Annotated in this window: 20 protein-coding genes; 15 read left to right on the forward strand and 5 right to left on the reverse strand. The window is 66.2% G+C overall.

From position 1 onward, the window contains the following. The first annotated feature begins 87 nt into the window (after window positions 1-87). From wecB to FFS35_RS04265, 3 genes are all read left to right on the forward strand, one after another. Window positions 88-1203 carry a UDP-N-acetylglucosamine 2-epimerase (non-hydrolyzing) gene (gene wecB, locus FFS35_RS04255; protein WP_137785858.1) on the forward strand — a complete coding sequence of 372 codons (1116 nt, stop codon included), beginning with the start codon at window positions 88-90 and terminating at the stop codon, window positions 1201-1203. Further along, window positions 1190-2488, forward strand: coding sequence for a UDP-N-acetyl-D-mannosamine dehydrogenase (gene wecC / locus FFS35_RS04260; protein ID WP_137785859.1), 1299 nt, complete (start codon window positions 1190-1192; stop codon window positions 2486-2488). The genes wecB and wecC overlap by 14 nt, the downstream gene beginning before the upstream one ends. A 91-nt stretch (window positions 2489-2579) precedes the next feature. Further along, the gene (locus FFS35_RS04265) at window positions 2580-3362 is read left to right on the forward strand and encodes a metallophosphoesterase (protein WP_137785860.1); all 783 of its coding nucleotides are present in this window, start codon (window positions 2580-2582) and stop codon (window positions 3360-3362) included. A 71-nt stretch (window positions 3363-3433) separates the two neighbouring features. Here the strand turns inward: FFS35_RS04265 and FFS35_RS04270 are convergent, their stop codons facing one another. Further along, a complete protein-coding gene (locus FFS35_RS04270; RefSeq protein ID WP_137785861.1) occupies window positions 3434-4018 on the reverse strand; it encodes an FKBP-type peptidyl-prolyl cis-trans isomerase in 585 nt (194 codons plus the stop codon). 119 nt (window positions 4019-4137) lie between these two features. After that, window positions 4138-4344, reverse strand: a complete 207-nt coding sequence (gene rpsU, locus FFS35_RS04275; protein WP_022686405.1) for a 30S ribosomal protein S21 — start codon at window positions 4342-4344, stop codon at window positions 4138-4140. A 248-nt stretch (window positions 4345-4592) separates the two neighbouring features. Here rpsU and FFS35_RS04280 point away from each other — a divergent pair, with 248 nt between their 5' ends. The 3 genes from FFS35_RS04280 to cysS all read left to right on the forward strand — a co-directional run bounded on the left by FFS35_RS04280 (window position 4593) and on the right by cysS (window position 8195). After that, window positions 4593-5306: a response regulator gene (locus FFS35_RS04280; protein WP_249341445.1), complete on the forward strand. Its 714-nt coding sequence runs from the start codon at window positions 4593-4595 to the stop codon at window positions 5304-5306. Further along, window positions 5290-6582 carry a HAMP domain-containing sensor histidine kinase gene (locus FFS35_RS04285; protein WP_249341446.1) on the forward strand — a complete coding sequence of 431 codons (1293 nt, stop codon included), beginning with the start codon at window positions 5290-5292 and terminating at the stop codon, window positions 6580-6582. The genes FFS35_RS04280 and FFS35_RS04285 overlap by 17 nt, the downstream gene beginning before the upstream one ends. A gap of 182 nt (window positions 6583-6764) precedes the next feature. Next, on the forward strand, window positions 6765-8195 hold the full coding sequence (gene cysS / locus FFS35_RS04290) for a cysteine--tRNA ligase (RefSeq protein ID WP_137785863.1): 1431 nt from the start codon (window positions 6765-6767) through the stop codon (window positions 8193-8195). A gap of 4 nt (window positions 8196-8199) precedes the next feature. Here the strand turns inward: cysS and FFS35_RS04295 are convergent, their stop codons facing one another. Further along, entirely contained in the window at window positions 8200-9174 is a 975-nt protein-coding gene (locus FFS35_RS04295; RefSeq protein ID WP_137785864.1) for a M48 family metallopeptidase, read from the reverse strand. Window positions 9175-9220: 46 nt separating this feature from the next. Here FFS35_RS04295 and FFS35_RS04300 point away from each other — a divergent pair, with 46 nt between their 5' ends. The 5 genes from FFS35_RS04300 to rfbA all read left to right on the forward strand — a co-directional run bounded on the left by FFS35_RS04300 (window position 9221) and on the right by rfbA (window position 13611). Next, entirely contained in the window at window positions 9221-10162 is a 942-nt protein-coding gene (locus tag FFS35_RS04300) for a D-2-hydroxyacid dehydrogenase (RefSeq protein ID WP_137785865.1), read from the forward strand. Between the two features lie 70 nt (window positions 10163-10232). After that, the gene (gene rfbC / locus FFS35_RS04305; RefSeq protein ID WP_137785866.1) at window positions 10233-10799 is read left to right on the forward strand and encodes a dTDP-4-dehydrorhamnose 3,5-epimerase; all 567 of its coding nucleotides are present in this window, start codon (window positions 10233-10235) and stop codon (window positions 10797-10799) included. A gap of 9 nt (window positions 10800-10808) precedes the next feature. Next, window positions 10809-11861: a dTDP-glucose 4,6-dehydratase gene (gene rfbB, locus FFS35_RS04310; protein ID WP_137785867.1), complete on the forward strand. Its 1053-nt coding sequence runs from the start codon at window positions 10809-10811 to the stop codon at window positions 11859-11861. Next, complete coding sequence (gene rfbD, locus FFS35_RS04315) at window positions 11858-12745, forward strand: dTDP-4-dehydrorhamnose reductase (protein ID WP_137785868.1); 888 nt, start codon at window positions 11858-11860, stop codon at window positions 12743-12745. Before rfbB ends, rfbD begins: the two co-directional genes overlap by 4 nt. After that, on the forward strand, window positions 12742-13611 hold the full coding sequence (gene rfbA, locus FFS35_RS04320) for a glucose-1-phosphate thymidylyltransferase RfbA (protein ID WP_137785869.1): 870 nt from the start codon (window positions 12742-12744) through the stop codon (window positions 13609-13611). The genes rfbD and rfbA overlap by 4 nt, the downstream gene beginning before the upstream one ends. Before the next feature lie 3 nt (window positions 13612-13614). Here rfbA and FFS35_RS04325 read toward each other — a convergent pair whose 3' ends face one another. Then, window positions 13615-14166, reverse strand: a complete 552-nt coding sequence (locus tag FFS35_RS04325; RefSeq protein ID WP_137785870.1) for a TetR/AcrR family transcriptional regulator — start codon at window positions 14164-14166, stop codon at window positions 13615-13617. A gap of 324 nt (window positions 14167-14490) precedes the next feature. On the opposite strand from FFS35_RS04325, the gene FFS35_RS04330 reads away from it, so the two are divergent. From FFS35_RS04330 to FFS35_RS04345, 4 genes are read left to right on the forward strand one after another with little or no spacing between them, the layout of a single operon-like run. Continuing rightward, complete coding sequence (locus FFS35_RS04330) at window positions 14491-15900, forward strand: circularly permuted type 2 ATP-grasp protein (RefSeq protein ID WP_137785871.1); 1410 nt, start codon at window positions 14491-14493, stop codon at window positions 15898-15900. Between the two features lies 1 nt (window position 15901). Beyond that, a complete protein-coding gene (locus FFS35_RS04335) occupies window positions 15902-16837 on the forward strand; it encodes an alpha-E domain-containing protein (RefSeq protein ID WP_137785872.1) in 936 nt (311 codons plus the stop codon). After that, window positions 16837-17688, forward strand: coding sequence for a transglutaminase family protein (locus FFS35_RS04340; RefSeq protein WP_137785873.1), 852 nt, complete (start codon window positions 16837-16839; stop codon window positions 17686-17688). The genes FFS35_RS04335 and FFS35_RS04340 overlap by 1 nt, the downstream gene beginning before the upstream one ends. Window positions 17689-17707: 19 nt before the next feature. Further along, window positions 17708-18451 (forward strand): peptidase, encoded by a 744-nt coding sequence (locus tag FFS35_RS04345; protein ID WP_137785874.1) that lies wholly within the window; start codon window positions 17708-17710, stop codon window positions 18449-18451. A gap of 76 nt (window positions 18452-18527) precedes the next feature. Here the strand turns inward: FFS35_RS04345 and FFS35_RS04350 are convergent, their stop codons facing one another. Further along, window positions 18528-19217, reverse strand: a complete 690-nt coding sequence (locus tag FFS35_RS04350) for a ferritin-like domain-containing protein (RefSeq protein WP_137785875.1) — start codon at window positions 19215-19217, stop codon at window positions 18528-18530. Window positions 19218-19263 lie beyond the last annotated feature (46 nt).

Genomic DNA, 19263 nt, shown 5'->3' on the forward strand with positions numbered 1-19263 from the left:
GTCTTTATCGGTGCATGGTCGCATCGACAATTTGCTTAGCGGCAGATGCTTAGCGCGTCCTTAAGCCAATCCGGATAATCCGGCGGCATGAAAGTTCTGCTGATATTTGGCACGCGGCCCGAAGCGATCAAACTGTTCCCGGTAGTGCGTGCTCTGGCGGCGATCCCCGGCATCACGCCGCGCGTCTGCGTTACGGCGCAGCATCGCGGCCTGCTCGATCAGGTGCTGGCCATCGCGGGGCTCACCCCGGATATCGATCTCGATCTCATGGAGCCGGGGCAAACGCTCGACCGGCTCACCGCGCGATTGCTGACCGGGCTGGGCGAGGTCATGGATCGGGAACAGCCCGCGCGCGTGATCGTCCAGGGTGACACCGCCACGGCGATGGCGGGCGCGCTCGCCGCTTATTACCGCAAGATCCCGGTCGCGCATGTCGAGGCGGGCCTGCGCTCCGGCAACATCTATCATCCCTGGCCGGAGGAGGTGAACCGCCGCATCGTCGCGCCGATCGCGGACCTGCATTTCGCCCCCACCACCACCGCCGCGCAGGCGCTGGCCCGCGAGAATATCCGCGGAGGCGTCCACGTCACCGGCAATACCGTGATCGATGCCTTGCACTGGACGAGCGCGCGGATCGATGCCGATCCTTCGCTTGCGGCCGGGCTGGACGAGGTGGCGGCGCGGTTCGCCGGGCGAAAGCTGATCCTCGTCACCACGCATCGGCGCGAGAATTTCGGCGGCGGGATGGAAAATATCGCCAACGCCATCGCGCGGATCGCGGCGCGCGCGGACACCGCCGTGCTGTTCCCGATGCATCCCAATCCGAATGTCGGCGCGGTCATGGACGCGATTCTGGGCGATCGGCCCAATATCGCCCGGATCGAGCCGCTCGATTATCCGCATTTCATCCGCGCGCTGGGCATGTGCCATCTCGCACTTACCGATTCGGGCGGGGTGCAGGAGGAAGCGCCCGCGCTCGGCAAGCCGGTGCTCGTCATGCGCGACACTACCGAGCGCCCCGAGGGCATCGCCGCCGGCACCGCGAAGCTGGTCGGCACCGATGCGGACCGTATCGTTTCCGAAGTCTTCACCCTTATCGACGACAAGGCCGCCTATTCCGCGATGGCGCGCGCCCACAATCCTTTTGGCGACGGCCACGCGGCGGTTCGGATTGCAGGGGTTATTGCCGATGGTGCCGGATAACGAGCTGAAGGTCGCCGTCCTGGGGCTTGGCTATATCGGCCTGCCGACCGCCGCCGTGATCGCGCGCAGCGGCGCCAGGGTCGTCGGGATCGACGTTACCCCCGCCGTGGTCGAGACCATCAATTCCGGCCGCGTGCATATCGAGGAGGTCGATCTCGACGGCCTGGTTTCCGGCGTCGTCGCGCGGGGCAGCCTGCGCGCGTCGCTGGAGATCGAGGCGGCCGACGTGTTCGTCATCGCGGTGCCGACCCCCTTTGCCGACGGTCACGCGCCCAATATCGGCTATGTGCTGAACGCGGCCACGACGATCGCGGCGGTGCTGAAGGCCGGCGATACCGTGATTCTCGAATCGACATCTCCGGTCGGCACGACGGAGCAGGTGCGCGATCTCCTCGCGCGGCTGCGCCCCGATCTGAAGGTGCCCGGCGTCGCGGGCGAGGCGGCGGATATCGCCATCGCCTATTGCCCGGAGCGCGTGCTGCCGGGGCGGATCCTGGTGGAGCTGATCGACAACGATCGCGTGATCGGCGGGATCACGCCGCGCTGCGCGCGCAAGGCGCTGGCCTTCTATCGCCGGTTCGTGCGCGGCGCCTGTGTCACCACCAGCGCGCGCGCGGCGGAAATGACCAAGCTGACCGAAAACGCCTTCCGCGACGTGAATATCGCCTTCGCCAACGAGCTGAGCATCGTTGCGGAGAAGATGGGCGTCGATGTGTGGGAGGTGATCCGGCTCGCCAACCGGCATCCGCGCGTCAACATCCTCCAGCCCGGCCCAGGCGTCGGCGGCCATTGCATCGCGGTCGATCCCTGGTTCCTGGTCCACGCCGCGCCCGAGCAGACGCCGCTGATCCGCACCGCGCGGGAGGTGAACGACGGAAAGACCGATTGGGTGATCGCGCGCGCCACCGCGCTGCTGGAGGCGTTGCCCGGCCTGCCGGTCGCCTGCCTCGGCCTCGCGTTCAAGCCGAACATCGACGATTTCCGCGAAAGCCCCGCGCTGAAGGTGGCGGAGGCGCTGGCCGCGCGCTTCGGCCCGCGGATCGCCGTGGTCGAACCCTACGCCGCCACCCTGCCCGACGGCCTTGTGGAGGCGGGAGCGCGACTGATCGACATCGACAGCGCCATCGCGGACTGCCCGATCATGATCGTGCTGGTCGATCATGACATATTCCGCTCGGTGCCGATCGAGGAACGTGCGGACAAGCACGTGCTGGACACGCGCGGCATCTGGGGCGATGCGAATCTGGCGCGGAGCGGAACCGGCGAGCAACGCCGCGCGGCCTGAACACGCCCGGACGAAATCCATCTTCGCCGGAATGGCTTGATACCCGCATTAAGCGGTCCATATCGATCGCCATCACGGCTATAGAGTGCAGATGGTAATTTCGCGTTTCTTCCGCAAATCCGCCCCCGCCCCCGTCACGCCACCACCCGCACTGCCCGACGGCGTGCGCGTATATGCGATCGGCGACATTCACGGGCGATCAGACTGTCTCGATGAATTGCTGGACGCGATCGACCGCGACAGCGACGGGATCGGCGCGCAGGTTCGCCTGATCTTCCTCGGCGACCTGATCGACCGCGGGCCTGATTCGCGTGGCGTGGTGGAGCGGGCGTTGCAACTCGCCGCTTCCGATCGGCACTGCGATTTCATCAAAGGCAATCACGAGGAATTGCTGCTCCACGCCGCGGCAGGGGATCGGCATGCGTTGACGGTGTTTCACCGGGCCGGCGGCCGCGAGACGATGCTGAGCTACGGCGCGGATCCGGACGATTATGACGCGTGCGATTTCGAGCAACTGGCGGCACTGATCCAGCGCCTGGTGCCGGCCGAGCATCTCGCGTTTCTCGATTCGTTCGGCAGCGGGGTTTCGCTGGGTGACTATCGCTTCGTCCATGCCGGGATGCGCCCCGGCGCCACCTTCGAGGAGCAGAAGGAGGCGGACCTGCGCTGGATTCGCCGCGAGTTTCTGAGCCACGACGGCAGCTTCGATGGCGTGGTCGTCCACGGCCATACGATCAGCGACGCACCGGAATTCCGCCATAACCGCATCGGGATCGATACCGGTGCATTCGCCACCGGGCGGCTGACGGCGCTGGTGCTGGAAGGGCGCGATCAACGGACGCTCGAATCAAGCGCGCCTGCGGCCAGCCACTAAAACGTCTCGGACAGCAGAAAACCGGGCGGCATCACAGCCGACCGGTTTTCTAGTCGCGCAAAATCTTGGTGTCAGCGGCCTCCGGGGCCGGCGGGCGCACCCGGAGGAGCGCCGGCGCCGGCGCCGGCGCCACCCATCTGCTGTTGCATCTGTTGCTGCATCTGCATCTGGCGAAGCACGGTTTCCGGCAGGAAATCGATCAGTTCAACATCGAACACCAGCACCGAATTGGCCGGGATCGGGCCGGTCGCCTTGTCCTTGTAGCCGAGCGACGGCTTGATCCAGAAGCGATACTTCGAGCCCTTCGGCATCAGCTTCAGCCCTTCGCTGAAGCCGGGCACGACGCCGGTTACCGGAAACGGCGTCGGCTGCTGCGACTTGTCGAACGTGGTGCCGTTGAGCAGCTTGCCCTCGTAATTCACCAGCACGACATCGGTGTCGGTGGGCTTCGCGCCCGCGCCGGGCGTTAGCACCTGATACTGCAAGCCCGACGCGGTGGTCATCACGCCCTTCTGGCGGGCGTTCCGGGCAAGGAAATCGTCACCCTGGAAAGCGAGCGCGGCCGCCGCGACCAGCACGGCAACGATGCCCAGCACCAGCCACACGATATAGCTGCGCTTGACGGGCGGAATCGGAACGGCGGTTACGGTCGACATGATTTCCCTCGATGCAGAGGCTGGGCCGCGCCGAACAGGACCGCTCGACTTTCAGCCGGTCGCGATTCGGGCAGAATTGGCGCCGCCGCCCCATCGGAGGCGGCGCGCCAACGCGGTAATTACCGCGCGCCGTCGCGCTCGGCGCGCTTGCGATCGAGCTTGCGGGCGCGACGGACGGCCGCCGCACGCTCGCGGGCGCGCTTTTCCGACGGCTTCTCATAGTGCCGGCGCAGCTTCATTTCGCGATAGACGCCTTCACGCTGCAGCTTCTTCTTGAGCGCGCGCAGTGCCTGGTCGACGTTGTTGTCGCGAACGATGATCTGCATAAACTCGAACTTCTCCGAATCGGCTGGTACGGGCCAAATAGCTAGGCCGGCGTCGAACCATGTCCGCGCCGTGAACGGTGGGCCCCTACCAGCGCGAGGCCGGGAAGGCAAGTTTAACGGCATGATGTTGTGCCGACCTGTTGCCAGATCGTCACGGCGGCGCGCGATCCGCCGAATATTGCGGCGCTGAAACCTGCGCGAGACATCGCTCGCCTAATCTTGCGTCCATGCTAAATGCCGCTGTCGACATGGATATGGAAACCCGCCTGCTGATCGTAGACGACGATCCCGGCATCCGCGAGCTTACCGCGGGCTTCCTTTCCACGCACGGTTACATCGTCGATACCGCCGCCGACGGCGCCGAGATGCGCCGGCTGCTCGCGAGCGAGAGTTATGCGCTGATCGTGCTCGATGTGATGATGCCGGGCGAGGATGGCCTGTCGATCCTGCGCTCGCTCGATCGGGCGCGCTCACCGGCGGTCATCATCCTGTCGGTGATTGGCGAGGAGATCGACCGGATCGTCGGGCTGGAGATGGGGGCGGACGATTATGTCGCGAAGCCTGCCAACCCGCGCGAGTTGCTCGCGCGTATCCGCTCGGTGTTGCGGCGCAACCAGGGCGGCGCGCGCACCGTGCCGGGGGAGCGCCCGCATCAACGCTTCGCCGGCTGGCGGCTCGATCCGGTCGGGCGGCAGCTGATCGATCCCGACGAGGTGGTCATCAACCTGTCCGACGGGGAATTCCGGCTGCTGCTCGCGTTCGTCGAGCATCCCCGCCGCGTGCTGACCCGCGACCAGCTTCTCGACCTCTCGCGCGGGGTGAACGCCGAGCATTTCGATCGCGCGATCGACGTGCAGATAAGTCGTCTTCGCCGCAAGCTCGCCCGGGACGACGATGACGAGTTGATACGCACCGTCCGCAACGAAGGCTATATGTTCACGGTCGATGTCGACCATCGCTGAGCATCGCCCGGTACGCTCCATCGCGGCGCCGATCCTGGTGCTGGTGCTGGGCGCGATCGTGCTGACGGCGGTGGTGCTGTTCGCGGTCACGTTCAACGGGCCACCGCCGAAAGACCCGCCGCGCGGCATCGCGAGCATCGCCTTCGCACTGCGCACCGGGCGGCAACCGGGCGATCCCGGGCCGCCGCTGCGCATCTATACCGCGGATCGCCCGCCGATCCCGCTCGGGCCGGAACACGCCGATACGGACGCGGCGCAGCGCCTCGCCCATGCGCTGCACGTGCCGCATGGCGATGTGGTGGCGATGATCGTGCGGACCCCGCCCGGCATCCCCAGCGCGTTCGTCGGCGGGTTCGCCTTCGGCTGGCGCACGCCGGCGGGATGGCGGATCGTGGAAGGGCGGCCCGGCCCGCGCTTCAGCAACTGGCACAGCCGCACGCTGATCGCGATGTCGATCACGATATTGCTGCTGTCGATTCCGGCGTGGTGGATCGCACGCATCATCTCCGGCCCGCTGCGGCGATTGGCCAACGCCGCAGACCAGGCGCGCGCCGGCGCGGATCGCCCCGTCTTTCCCGCCGGCGGCCCGGCCGAGGTCCGCGCGCTGACCACTGCCGTCGCGGACATGCACGATCGCCTGACCCGCCACGCCGAACAGCGCACGAACATGCTGGCGGCGATCGCGCACGACATGGGCACGCCGCTGTCGCGCCTCGCCTTCTGGGTCGAGCAATTGCCCGAGGGCGCGCGCGACCGCGCTTCGGCGGATATCGACGAGATGCGCGCGATGATTTCCGACACGCTGAATTTCGCGCGTGACGAGGCGGGCGAACGCGATTCGTCACTCGTCGAGCTGGGGAGCCTGCTGGACAGCGTTGTGGAGGACATGGGCGTCGGCGGCGCGGCCGTCTCGCTCACGCCCGGCCCCCGCGCGGTGGTGCGCGGTGATCCCCGCGCGCTGCGCCGCGTGTTCGCCAATCTGATCGGGAACGCGATCCGCTATGGCGATGCGGCCCGGCTGAACTGGGCGGTGGCCGGTGGCGAAGCGACCATCCGCATCGAGGACGATGGACCGGGCATCGATCCGGCGAAGGCCGATCGCCTGTTCGACCCCTTCGTGCGTGGCGACCCTTCACGCAACCGCGCCACCGGCGGCACCGGGCTGGGCCTGGCCATCGCGCGGGCGATCGTGATTCGGCACGAGGGGCACGTGGCGCTCGCCAATCGCGAGGGTGGCGGCGCGGTCGCGACCGTCTCGCTGCCGCTGGCGCGCTGAAACAATCTGAAATGTTCCGGCAGGCCATTGAAATATGCGCGTGACGTTCGGGATCGAATAGCCGTTCAACGCTTTCGGATGACCGGCTCATCCAGCACGAACGGCAAGGCGCTCGTCGCTATGCCCGCCCCCGCCAGACTCCCGGCTGGCGGGGGCTTTCATTGCCCGCTAGGAGCGCAGCCATGCACGGCGCCCCGCTCACCCTCTATAACAGCCTCACCCGTCAGCCCGAGGCGTTCCGTCCGATCGCCGCACCGAAAGTGGGCGTCTATTCGTGCGGCCCGACCGTCTACAACTATGCCCATGTCGGCAATCTGCGCGCCTATGTCTTCACGGACACGTTGGCGCGCACGCTGCGCTGGAAGGGCTATGACCTGACCCACATCATCAACATCACCGATGTCGGCCATCTCACCTCGGATGCCGATGCCGGGGACGACAAAATGGAGGCGGCGGCGAAGAAATCCGGGCAGGATATCTGGGCGATCGCCGCGCATTACACACAGGCCTTCAAGCAGAACCTGCGCGACCTGAACATCGGCGACCCCGCGCGCTTTCCGCTGGCCACCGACCATATCGCGGACATGATCGATTTCGCCGCGAAGATCGAGGCGAAACACTGCTACCGGCTGGAAAGCGGCCTGTACTTCGACGTTTCCACCGTCCCCGAATACGGTCGGCTCGCGCGTGTGCGCGACGACGAGGGCGAGAGCCGGATCGATCCCGTATCAGGCAAGCGCCATCCGCAGGATTTCGCGATCTGGCGCGCCTCCCCGCCCGGCGAGAACCGGCAGATGGAATGGGATTCGCCGTGGGGCCGGGGGGCGCCGGGCTGGCACCTCGAATGCTCGGTGATGAGCAAGAAATATCTTGGCGATCATTTCGACATCCACACCGGCGGAATCGATCATCGCGAGATTCATCATCCCAACGAGATCGCGCAGAACCAGGCGCATTGCGAATGCACCGACAGCGGGGCCACCCTGTGGATGCACAACAACTTCCTCGTCGAACGCGCGGGCAAGATGAGCAAATCATCGGGCGAGTTCCTCACGCTCGCCGCGCTGGTCGATCGCGGCTTCCACCCGCTTTCCTATCGGATGCTGTGCCTGCAGGCGCATTATCGCAGCGAGCTGGAATTCTCGTGGGAGAATCTGGCGGCGGCGCAGGTGCGGCTGAAGCGGCTGGTGCAGGCCGTGGAGGGGCTGCGTGCCCGCCCGCCCGCGCCATCGGCCAGCTCGGCCGACGGCTATCGCGAACAACTGGATGCGGCGCTGTCTGACGATCTCAACACCCCGCGCGCGCTGCCGGTGCTCGATGCGATGCTGGCGGACCGCAAGATCGCCTCGCAGGAGCGCCTGCTTGCGCTGGCCGATTTCGATGCGCTGCTGGGGCTCGATCTTTCCCGCCTGCGCCGCGAGGATCTGCGCGTCCGCCCGGCGAGCGCGACGATCGACGAGGCAACGATCGCGGCCCGCCTCGCCGAGCGCCGCGAGGCGCGCGCGGCCAAGGACTTCGGCCGCTCCGACGCGATCCGCGACGAACTGATCGCCGCCGGCGTGGAGGTGATGGACGGTGATCCGTTGGCGTGGGACTGGCGGGTGGAGGCTTAGCCGCTCACCGCATCGGCCGCTCCCGCTCCGCTACGAGCGCCGGGATTGACGGACGCGCGGGTGACGCCGCCAGCGTGGCTGCTTCCGCCTCGATCGCCGCGACACGCGCTCTGGTCGATGGATGGGTCCGGCTGCGGAAAAAGCCGCCGTCCACGTCGCGCCCATGCGCGCGCCAGAATGCCGCCGCCGAGGCGGTGTCGTAACCCGCATTGTAGAGCAGATGGACGCTCAGCCGGTCGGCCTCTTCCTCCGCGCGTTGCGCCAGGCGGGCGTTGCGGCCCATTTCACCGAACAGCCCGCCCTTCACCCCCGCCGCTTCCAGCCGGGCGCGATGCTTCAGGATGACGTGCGAAAGCTCATGCGCGGCGATCACGGCCACTTCCGCGTCGCTATAGCGCTCAAGGAAGCGCACCCCGATCTGCACCACTTTGCCATCGGACTGGGCCGTCAATTCAGGGCCCAGCACTACCTCGAAGGTTGCCTCGCATCCCTGAACCGCATCGACCTGCGCCGATCGCCGATCCCCGCCACGCAGCAAATCGAACCGCACCTTTCCGGTGCCGCGCGCGATCTGCGCCAGCACGGCATCGCGATCCGCGACCGAGGGGGCGATCGCCCGATCGACAGTCGCCACGCCATCGACCGCGACGATGCCGTCATTGGGCCGGAGCCCCGCGCGCGCGGCAGGTGAAGCCGGAACCACCGCTTCCACCGCCACCGGCGGCGCGAAGCCGAATGCCTGTCTTGCGGCCGCCTCGCTCGCACGGTCATATTGCGTGACCGCGTGAACCAGCGCCCCGGTCGTGCGGGACTGCCGGTCGCAGAGTGCCGCGTTGGCGGTTGCGAGGCGATAGCCGATCGTCCCGAGCCGCAGGTCGATCGCCCGCAGCGCCTCAAGGCTCTCCACCGAAAGACCGGCAGGCGCGGCGGCGATCAGCGCGATCGGGAGGGAGGCAGCCGCAAAACGAAACTTTATCACGTCACGCACGATAGGCGCGGACCGCTCAAGACGCTATCGTCATGCCATGAAAGCCGTCCTGCCCGCGCACGCGCGCCCGTTGCTCGAACCGCATATCCCCAGCGAAGTATCTGTTTCGTGGTGGAAATCCGTCGTGGATGCCAAGGCGATGATCGCCGATGCGGATATCGCCTGGGTCGATATGGAGAAGAGCGCGAGCGTCGCGGAAACGATCCGCGCGTCCGGCCCGAATCTCAAATGGGTATCGACGATCTACGCCGGGCTGGATGCGTTTCCGCTCGACGTGCTGCGCGAGCGGGGGGCGATCGTCACCAATGGCGTGGGGATCAATGCGATCGCGGTCGCGGAATATGCGGTGATGGGCGTGTTGGCGGCGGCGAAGCGCTACGACGAGGTCGTCCGCGCCGCTGACCGCCACGAATGGCTGCTCGATGCGCCGGGCATGACCGAATTATATGGCACCAAAGCGCTGGTGGTGGGGCTTGGCGCGATCGGTCGCCTGATCGCCAAACAACTGGAGGCGTTTGGCGTCGATGTGACCGGCGTCACCCGTTCGGGGCGCGACGGCTCGCTTACGCCGGATCAATGGCGCGCAATGCTGGGCGACTTCGACTGGGTGGTGCTCGCGGCCCCCTCGACACCCGATACCAAGGCGATGATCGGCGCGACCGAGCTTGCGGCGATGAAGAGCAGCGCGTGGCTCATCAACATCGCGCGCGGAGACATGATCGACGACGAGGCGCTGCTGGCCGCGTTGCATGGCGGAACGATCGGCGGCGCGTTTCTCGACCCGACCAACCCGGAGCCGCTGCCGGCCGAGCATCCCTTGTGGTCGGCACCGAACTGCATGATAACCATGCACCTGTCCGGGCGCAGCGGCCGCCCCAAGATGTTCCAGCGCGCCAGCGCGCTCTTCCTGCACAATCTGGCCGCCTTTCTGAACGGCAAGCCGATGCAGAATGTCGCTGATCTGGAAGCCGGATACTGACCCGCCGCCGCATCCTGATTGTCCGCATCTTAATTGTCCGCGAACGCCCGCCAGTCTATGCACCGCCTCGATGAACGATAATCCAGTCCAGCTGATCGAGCCGGTGCGCCATGGCGACGCACGCGGATGGTTCACCGAATATTATACCGAGCGGCGCTTCGCGGAGCGGGGGATCGACTGCCGTTTCGTGCAGGACAATCATTCGCTTTCCGTGCCAGCGTTTACCCTGCGCGGCCTGCATTTCCAGACGCCGCCGCACGGCCAGGACAAGCTGGTGCGCTGCATTCGCGGGCGCATCCTCGATGTAGCGGTGGACGTGCGGCGCGGGTCGCCAACCTGGGGACGGCATGTCGCAGCGGAGCTTTCGGCGGCGAACGGGCGGCAATTGTTCGTGCCGATCGGTTTCGCGCATGGCTTCATCACGCTGACCGAGGATTGCGAGGTGACGTACAAGGTATCCGATTATTACGCGCCGGATTGCGATGGCGGCATTCGCTGGGACAGCGCGGGAATCGACTGGTCGCTGCCGGCCGGCACCCTGCCCGAGCTTTCAGCCAAGGACGCGAAGCTGCCCGCACTGGCCGATTTCGACAGCCCCTTCCCTTATGACGGCCGCCCGCTGGCGCCGCTTTCCTGAGGTAATCCGATGCGTATCTTCGTCACCGGCGGCGCCGGGTTCATTGGCTCGGCGCTGATTCGCCATCTGATCGCCGATAGCGATCACGAGGTGCTGAACTTCGACAAGCTTACCTATGCCGGCACGCTCTCCACCGTCGAGGAAGTGGCGCACAGCAACCGCTATCGCTTCGTCCAGGGGGACATCTGCGACGCGGGCGCGGTGCGCGCGGCGATCGCGGATTTCCGCCCCGAAGTGATCACGCACCTCGCCGCCGAGAGCCATGTCGATCGTTCGATCGACGCGCCAGACGCTTTCATCCAGACCAACCTGGTCGGCACCTACACGATGCTGGCCGAGGCGCGGGCTTACTGGCAATCGCTGGAGGGCATGACGAAGCAGGCTTTCCGCTTCCACCATATCTCCACCGACGAGGTTTACGGCTCGCTGGGCGACACCGGCCTGTTCACCGAAGAAACGTCCTATGATCCGCGCTCGCCCTATTCGGCGTCCAAGGCCGGCAGCGACCATCTGGTCAGCGCCTGGGGCCATACGTTCGGGCTGCCGGTGCTCATCACCAATTGCTCGAACAACTATGGCCCGTATCACTTCCCGGAAAAGCTGATCCCGCTGATGATCGCCAAGGCGCTCGCCGGCGAGCCGCTGCCGGTCTACGGCCAGGGCACCAACGTGCGGGACTGGCTGTATGTCGAGGATCATGTCCGCGCGCTGCAGGCGGTGTTCGAGCGCGGCGCGCCCGGGCGTACCTACAATGTCGGCGGCAATAACGAGAAAAAGAACATCGAGGTTGTGGAAACCGTCTGTGCGATCCTCGATCGCGAGCGGCCGCGCGCCGACGGGCGTTCGTACCGGGAGCAGATCGCGTTCGTCGCCGATCGCCCCGGCCATGACGCGCGCTACGCCATCGACGCATCGCGGATCCGCGACGAGCTGGGCTGGGAGCCGGCGGAGACGTTCGAGAGCGGGATCGAAAAGACGGTGCGCTGGTATCTCGCCAACGAGCCGTGGTGGCGCGCGCTGGTCCAGGCCAAGGCTTCCGAGCGTCGCGGGCTTGCGGCGTGAGGGAAATCCTCGTCACCGGCGGCAACGGGCAGCTCGGCACCGAGCTGCGACGCTATCCGTGGCCAGACGGCTGGGGCATCGTAGCGGTCGATATCGACGAGCTTGACCTGCGCGATACGCAGGCGATCGCGGCGCTGGTCGCATCGCGGCCATGGGCGGCGGTGATTTCGGGCGGCGCCTACACCGCGGTCGACAAGGCGGAGGAGGACAGCGTCAACGCCTGGGCGGTCAATGCGCTCGCTCCGGCCGCGTTCGCGCAAGCCTGCAAGGCGGCGGATATCCCGCTGATCCATGTCTCGACCGATTATGTATTCGATGGATCGAAGCACGGCCGCTGGGCGCCCGACGACCAGACCGGGCCGCTCGGCGTCTATGGCGCGTCGAAGCTCGGCGGCGATCTCGCGGTGGCGACCGGAAGCGCGCGGCATGCCATCGTGCGCACCTCATGGGTGGTGAGCGCGCACGGCAACAACTTCATCCGGACGATGCTGCGCGTCGGCGCCGAGCGCGACACGATGCGCGTGGTGGACGACCAGCATGGCGCGCCGACCAGCGCCGCCGATCTCGCCGCCGCGGTCGCGACGATCGCACTGCGCATGGCGGACGACGCGGATGCGCCGACCGGCACCTTCCACTTCAGCAACGCCGGCGAGACGACGTGGTGCGGCTTCGCCCGCGCGATCTTCGCCGGCGCGGCGCGGCGGGGCGGCCCATCGCCGATGGTGGAGCCGATCGCCACCGCCGATTATCCCACGCCGGCGCGGCGCCCGGCCAACTCGCGGCTCGATCATGGCGCGATCCGCGCGGCTTACGGTATCGACCCGCGCCCGTGGCAGGACGCGCTGGACGACATTCTCGACGAACTGATCGGAACACCCACGTGAAGGGCATCATACTCGCCGGCGGGTCCGGCACCCGGCTGCATCCGGCGACGCTGGCGATCAACAAGCAGCTGCTGCCGGTCTATGACAAACCGATGATCTATTATCCGCTGTCCGTGCTGATGATGGCGGGGATCCGCGATATCCTGATCATCTCCAGCCCCGAGTTCATCGACAATTACCGGCGCATGTTCGGCACCGGCGGCGACTGGGGCCTTTCCATTTCCTATGCCGAACAACCACGCCCCGAGGGCCTCGCACAGGCTTTCACGATCGGGCGTGACTTCATTGGCGACGATCGCGTCGCGCTGGTGCTGGGCGACAACATCTTCTTCGGCGCGCATTTGACCAATTTGCTGGCGAGCGCCGTCGCGCGCACCGAAGGGGCAACGGTGTTCAGCTATCGTGTCGATGATCCGGAGCGCTACGGCGTCGTCGAGCTGGACAACACCGGCCGCGCGATCAGTCTGGAGGAGAAGCCGGCCACCCCAAGATCGAACCACGCCGTGACCGGCCTCTATTTCTATGACAATCGCGTGATCGATCTCGCGCGCGATCTGAAGCCATCGGCGCGCGGGGAGCTGGAGATCACCGATCTCAATCGCCTCTACATGGACACCGGCGATCTATACGTCGAGCAGATGGGGCGCGGCTATGCGTGGCTCGATACCGGCACGCATGACAGTCTGCTGGAAGCATCCGAATTCGTCCGCACCATCCAGCACCGCCAGGGCATTCAGATCGCCTGCCTGGAGGAAATCGCTTTCACCCGGGGCTTCATCACCGCCGAACAGGCACTCGCACGCGGCGAGGCGCTCAGCAAAACCGCCTACGGACGCGCCATCATCAACGCCGTCCGCGAGGGCTGACGCTCAGCCGCCGCGGATCGCGGAGACGTCGATCACCCGATCGATCGTCCCGTCGTCCACCGATACCTGACCGTCCAGCATGAGCATCGCCAGCCCGTGGGCGAGCGACCATGCCCGCAGTGCAAAGGCGTTCGCATCCGTGCCTGGCGGCGCCAGCGCCGCTGCGGTGGCTTTCAGCATCGCCATCGCATCGTCTTCCTTGTCGTGGAAACCCGGCGGCACTGGATGCGCGAATACCAGCCGGAACAGGCCGGGATTGTCGCGCGCGAAACGCACATATGCCGCGCCCGTCGCGCTGAACCCGGCCACCCCGCCGCCAGCGCGCTCCGACGCCTCGCGCTGCGCGCTCGCCAGCTTCGCCAATGCCTCACGCGCGACGGCGGCCATCAGCGCCGCCTTGTCGGGAAAATGGCGATACAACGCCGTCGCGCTCACGCCGACGCGTCGCGCCAGTTCACGTAACGACAGATCGTCCGCTCCCTGGCTTTCGAGCAGCGACACGCCCTCCGCCACCAGAGCCGCCCGGAGATCACCATGGTGATAAGCCTTTGCCATCCACGCACATAGCGCCGCCCATGCCGGGCGGGCAAGCAGATGTTGACAACGCTCACATTACGCTCGCGTCCGCCGCACTTCTTCTGGTCAATCGCGGCGGCGCGGCAACTGGGCGGAAGGCGGGGATTGCGCGTGCCGACGCCGTCATTTCGCGCATGACCGGCGAGCTGCTCGATCAGGCGCCGATCAATGACTGCGCCTGCACCTCAGTCACTCAAACGATCGATCGGCGGTTCGAGGGCCCGGCCCGCTTGTCGCGCGCAATTTCGCTCTTGCAAATAATCTTGTGCAGCGCATCATCAAATGACGAGCGAAGGAGAGCGAATGGCCTTTTTCGAGATGACGGATCAGAACGCTGCGGTTCGGCCCTGTTATGCCGAGGTTCAGCGCTGGATCGATGAAGTCGGGATCGAAGGGCTCAACGCGCGGCTGAAGGAAGCCGAAACGATATTTCGCCGGATCGGCATCACCTTTGCGGTCTATGGCGAAGGCGGCGATCCCGAACGGCTCATACCCTTCGATCTGCTGCCGCGCGTGTTTTCCGGCGCGGAATGGCGCACGCTTGCGCGCGGCATCCGGCAGCGGGCTCAGGCGCTCAACGCCTTTCTCTACGACGTCTATCATCGCGGCGAGATCGTCCGCGCCGGGATCGTGCCGAGCGACCTCATCTATCGCAACCGCGCCTTCCTGCCGGAGATGATCGGCTTCGATCCGCCCGGCGGGGTTTACAGCCATATCGTCGGGATCGACATCATCCGCACCGGCCAGGGCGGCTTCCAGGTGCTGGAGGACAATTGCCGCACACCATCCGGCGTGAGCTACATGCTGGAAAACCGGGAGATCATGCAGCGCATGTTTCCCGAGCTGTTCGCTTCCACCCACGTCGCACCGGTCGATTCCTATCCGAACGATCTGCTCGCGACGCTCAAGGAAGTGGCCCCTGCGGGCGCCGGCAGCGATCCGACCGTGGTGGTGCTGACGCCGGGCGCGTTCAATTCCGCCTATTACGAGCACAGCTTCCTGGCGGATCTGATGGGCGTCGAGCTGGTCGAACCGCTCGACCTGTATGTCGATAACGACAAGGTATGGATGAAAACGACGCGCGGCCCCAAGCAGGTCGACGTCATCTATCGCCGCATCGACGACGATTTCATCGATCCGCTGACGTTCCGCCCGGATTCGCTGCTGGGAGTGCCGGGGCTGTTCGGCGCCTATCGTGCGGGCGGGGTGAACCTGTGCTCCGCGCCGGGCGCGGGTATCGCGGATGACAAGGCGATCTATCTCTTCGTGCCGGAGATGATCCGCTTCTACCTGTCCGAAACGCCGATCCTCGAAAACGTGCCGACATGGCGCTGCGCCGTGCCGGAAGAGCGCGCCTATGTGCTCGATCATCTGGACGAGATGGTGGCAAAGGAGGTCCACGGCTCCGGCGGCTACGGCATGCTGATCGGCCCGAAGGCGACGCGCGCCGAGGTGGCCGCCTATGCCGAGCGCATCCGCGCCGACCCGGCCGACTTCATCGCGCAGCCGACGCTCGATCTCTCCACCGTGCCGGTGCTCGGCCATAACGAGATCGTGGGCCGTCACGTCGATTTTCGTCCCTACTGCCTTGTCGGCAAGCGGATGCGACTGGTGCCGGGCGGACTGACCCGCGTGGCGCTGACCGAAGGCTCGCTGGTGGTGAATTCGTCGCAGGGCGGCGGGGTGAAGGACACCTGGGTGCTGGAAGATTGAGATGCTGAGCCGCACCGCCGAGAACATCTTCTGGATGGCCCGCTATATCGAGCGCGCCGAAAGCACCGCGCGGCTGATCCAGATGGGGCAGCGCATGACGATCCTGCCCGGCCCGATCCACCGCGAGGAATGGCGCTCCGTGCTTCGCGTCACCGGCGCCGACGGGCTGATCGAGGGCGATCGTGCCGTGGCGGAGGCGGATATCGTCCGGCTGCTGCTGCTCGACGAGAACAACCCCTCGTCGATCCGCGCCTGTTTGCTTCAGGCCCGCGCGAACGGGCGGGCGGTGCGCACGGCGCTGACGCAGGACATGTGGGAGGCGCTGAACGACGACTGGCGCCGGCTGGAGCAATATGACGTGACGAGCGCGCGGCGCAACCTTCCCGAATTGCTCGACTGGGTGAAAACCCGCGCCTCCACCTTTCGTGGCACAGTGGAAACCGGGCAGTTGCGCAACGAAGGCCATGATTTCCTGCGGATCGGCGGCGCGCTCGAACGCGCGGAGATGACGCTGCGGCTGCTCGACGTGAAATATTACGTGCTGCTGCCCGAAACCTCGGTCGTCGGCGGCGTGCGCGATCACTATCAGTGGACATCGGTGCTGCATGCCCTGGCCGCCGCGCGGGTCTATCACCACGTCTATGGCGGCGGCGATTATTCCCCTTGGCGCATCACCGACCTCCTGGTGCTCAACCCGCAATTCCCGCGCTCGATTTCGTTCTGCTTCGGCCAGATCGGCTGGCATCTCGATCGCCTGGCGCAGTCGCACGGCGGGCGCAGCGCGGCGCATGACACCGCCGCCGCGATGCTGGCCGAGCTGCGCGACCGCGAGAGCGGCGAGATATTCGAGGAGGGGCTGCACGAATTCGTGCAGAATGCCCTCAACGTCACCAACCGTCTGTCGCGCGAGATCGCGCAGACCTATCATTTCAACTGATGCTGCTCCTCGTCCGCCACCTCACCCATATGCGTTATCCGGCCGGCGCGGCGGGGCTGGCGCTGCGCCTCAAACTGTTTCCGCCAAGCTTCGACGGGCAGCGCGTGATAGACTGGCACGTCGAGATCGACGGCGAGGAGACTACGCACGGCACCATGGGCGGCTATGGCGAGCGTTTCGCACAATGGCTGAGCCACCGTCACCACGACGAGCTGGAGATCGTGGCGCACGGCCGCGTCGAAACGGAGGATCGCGCCGGGATCATCAAGGGCTTGCGGCGCGCGTGCCCGCCGGAGGTTTTCCTGCGCGACACGCCGTTGACGCAGCCTGACGAGGCAATCCGCGCGCTTGGCGGCGGGCTGGAGCCGGGGGCCGGCGCGCTGCCGGGGCTGCACGCGCTGAGCGCCGAGGTGCGAGCCGCCCTGCCCTATCGCAGCGGGATGACCGACAGCGCCACCCCCGCCGCCGCGGCGCTGGCGGGCGGCGGCGGCGTATGCCAGGACCACTCGCATATCTTCATCGCCGCTGCCCGCGCGCGCGGCGTGCCGGCGCGGTACGTCACCGGCTATCTGCTGGCCGGCGACGAGGCCTACCAGCAACTCGAAACCCATGCCTGGGCAGAAGCCCATGTGGCTGGGCTCGGCTGGGTCGGGTTCGACGTCGCGAACGGGCTGAGCCCGACCGATCACTACGTGCGCCTGTGCACTGGTCTTGACGCCAATGACGCGGCCCCGTTACGCGGGATCGTGACCGGCGGGGGGCCGGGAACCGTTTCCGCCGACGTGAGGATCGCGCGCGGAGAAGGCGATATCGAAGCGATGCAGCAACAGCAGCAGCAGCAGCAGCAATGAAACGGGGGCACGAGTTCGCATGACCTATTGCGTCGCGGTGCGCGTGACCGATGGGCTGGTGTTGCTATCCGATACCCGAACGAATGCGGGAATCGACAACATCTCGCGCTTCGCCAAGATGTTCACCTGGGAGGTTTCGGGCGAGCGCGCGATCGGGATGCTGTGCTCGGGCAATCTCTCGATCACCCAGGGCGTCATCACCCGGCTGAACAAGGCGATCGAGAAATCCGCCGACGATCCAGAGATCGAAACGGTGCTGAACGCCGAAAGCATCTATCGCATCGCGGAACTGGTGGGCGAGGCGATGCAGGCGCAGCAGGATCGCTATCGCGAGTCGATCCAGGCCGGCGGCGCGGGGGCGGACGCGATGATCCTTGTCGCCGGGCAGCGCGCGGGCGGGCGGCATCGCCTGTTCATGGTTTATTCGGCTGGCAATTTCGTCGAAGCGACAGACGACACGCCCTATTTCCAGATCGGCGAGCATAAATACGGGAAGCCGATCCTCGACCGGGTTCTGAGGATCGACATGCCGCTCGAACAGGTCGTCAAGGCGGTGTGCGTATCGATGGATTCAACGCTCCATTCGAACCTCTCGGTGGGCATGCCGCTGGATCTGGCGGTGATGCGCGCGGACAGCTTCGCGTTTCAGACACGAGAACGGATCGAAGCCGATGACCCGCGCTTCATCGCCATTTCACGCGAATGGGGTGAGCGCCTGCGCGCCGCGTTCCGCACGCTGCCGGGGATGACCGCGGCTCCCTGAACACGCCCGCCGCCAATGATCGCTGAACAAGCGCGGGCATTGGGCGACGCGCCTTCCTGCTTTTCCGCCCGCCGGGCTACCGCGGCACGGCGAGGGAAAATGAGGAGGCCAGCGCCTCGGCCGGGTCGGACGCATCGGCCCATTGCGTCCGGCGGAGAAGGCGCGGATGCAGGAACAACACCGGCAGTTTGAAGAACAACAGCTCGGAGTGGATGAACGTATCGATCGCCCGCTCCCACCATTTCGGATCACGCTTCCCGTGGCTGTGGAGCCAGCCCTGGTAGGGCGCCCAGTGGCTCGGCTCGTCGCGCTCGATGATCCGGAAGATCCGCATCAGCACCGCATCATGCCGCACCAGCGAATGCCGCAGCAGGATTTCCACCTGGCGATGCCCACGCTGCTCGGTCAGTGCGATGACGCGGCACAGCCGCTCGAACAGATCGTCGCGCGCGACGATGGCATCGGTATCGAGTTCGTCGATCGTCGAACGGAACATGATCTCCACGAAGCGGTCGATATGGCCACAGGTGCGATCGATGAAATACGGCATGCTGCCGCGCAATTCGAACCAGCGCTTGAACATGACATAGTGTTTGCGCTCGTCGGCACGGTGCTGTTCGATCGCGGCGATCAGCGCGTGATCGTCGGGCGCGCGGCGGCGAACCGCCTCCAGCACCCGATCGATCGACCTGTAACCGCGATGCTCGTTATAGATATATATCGACCCGAGCAGATCGAGATAGCGCTCGCGAAACCATGTCATCATGGAACGATCCAGCTCCTTTCGTTCCAGGCGGCCGGCCATCGGCCAC

It is taken from the genome of Sphingomonas sp. 3P27F8, from assembly GCF_005502745.1.
GTDB lineage: Bacteria > Pseudomonadota > Alphaproteobacteria > Sphingomonadales > Sphingomonadaceae > Sphingomonas.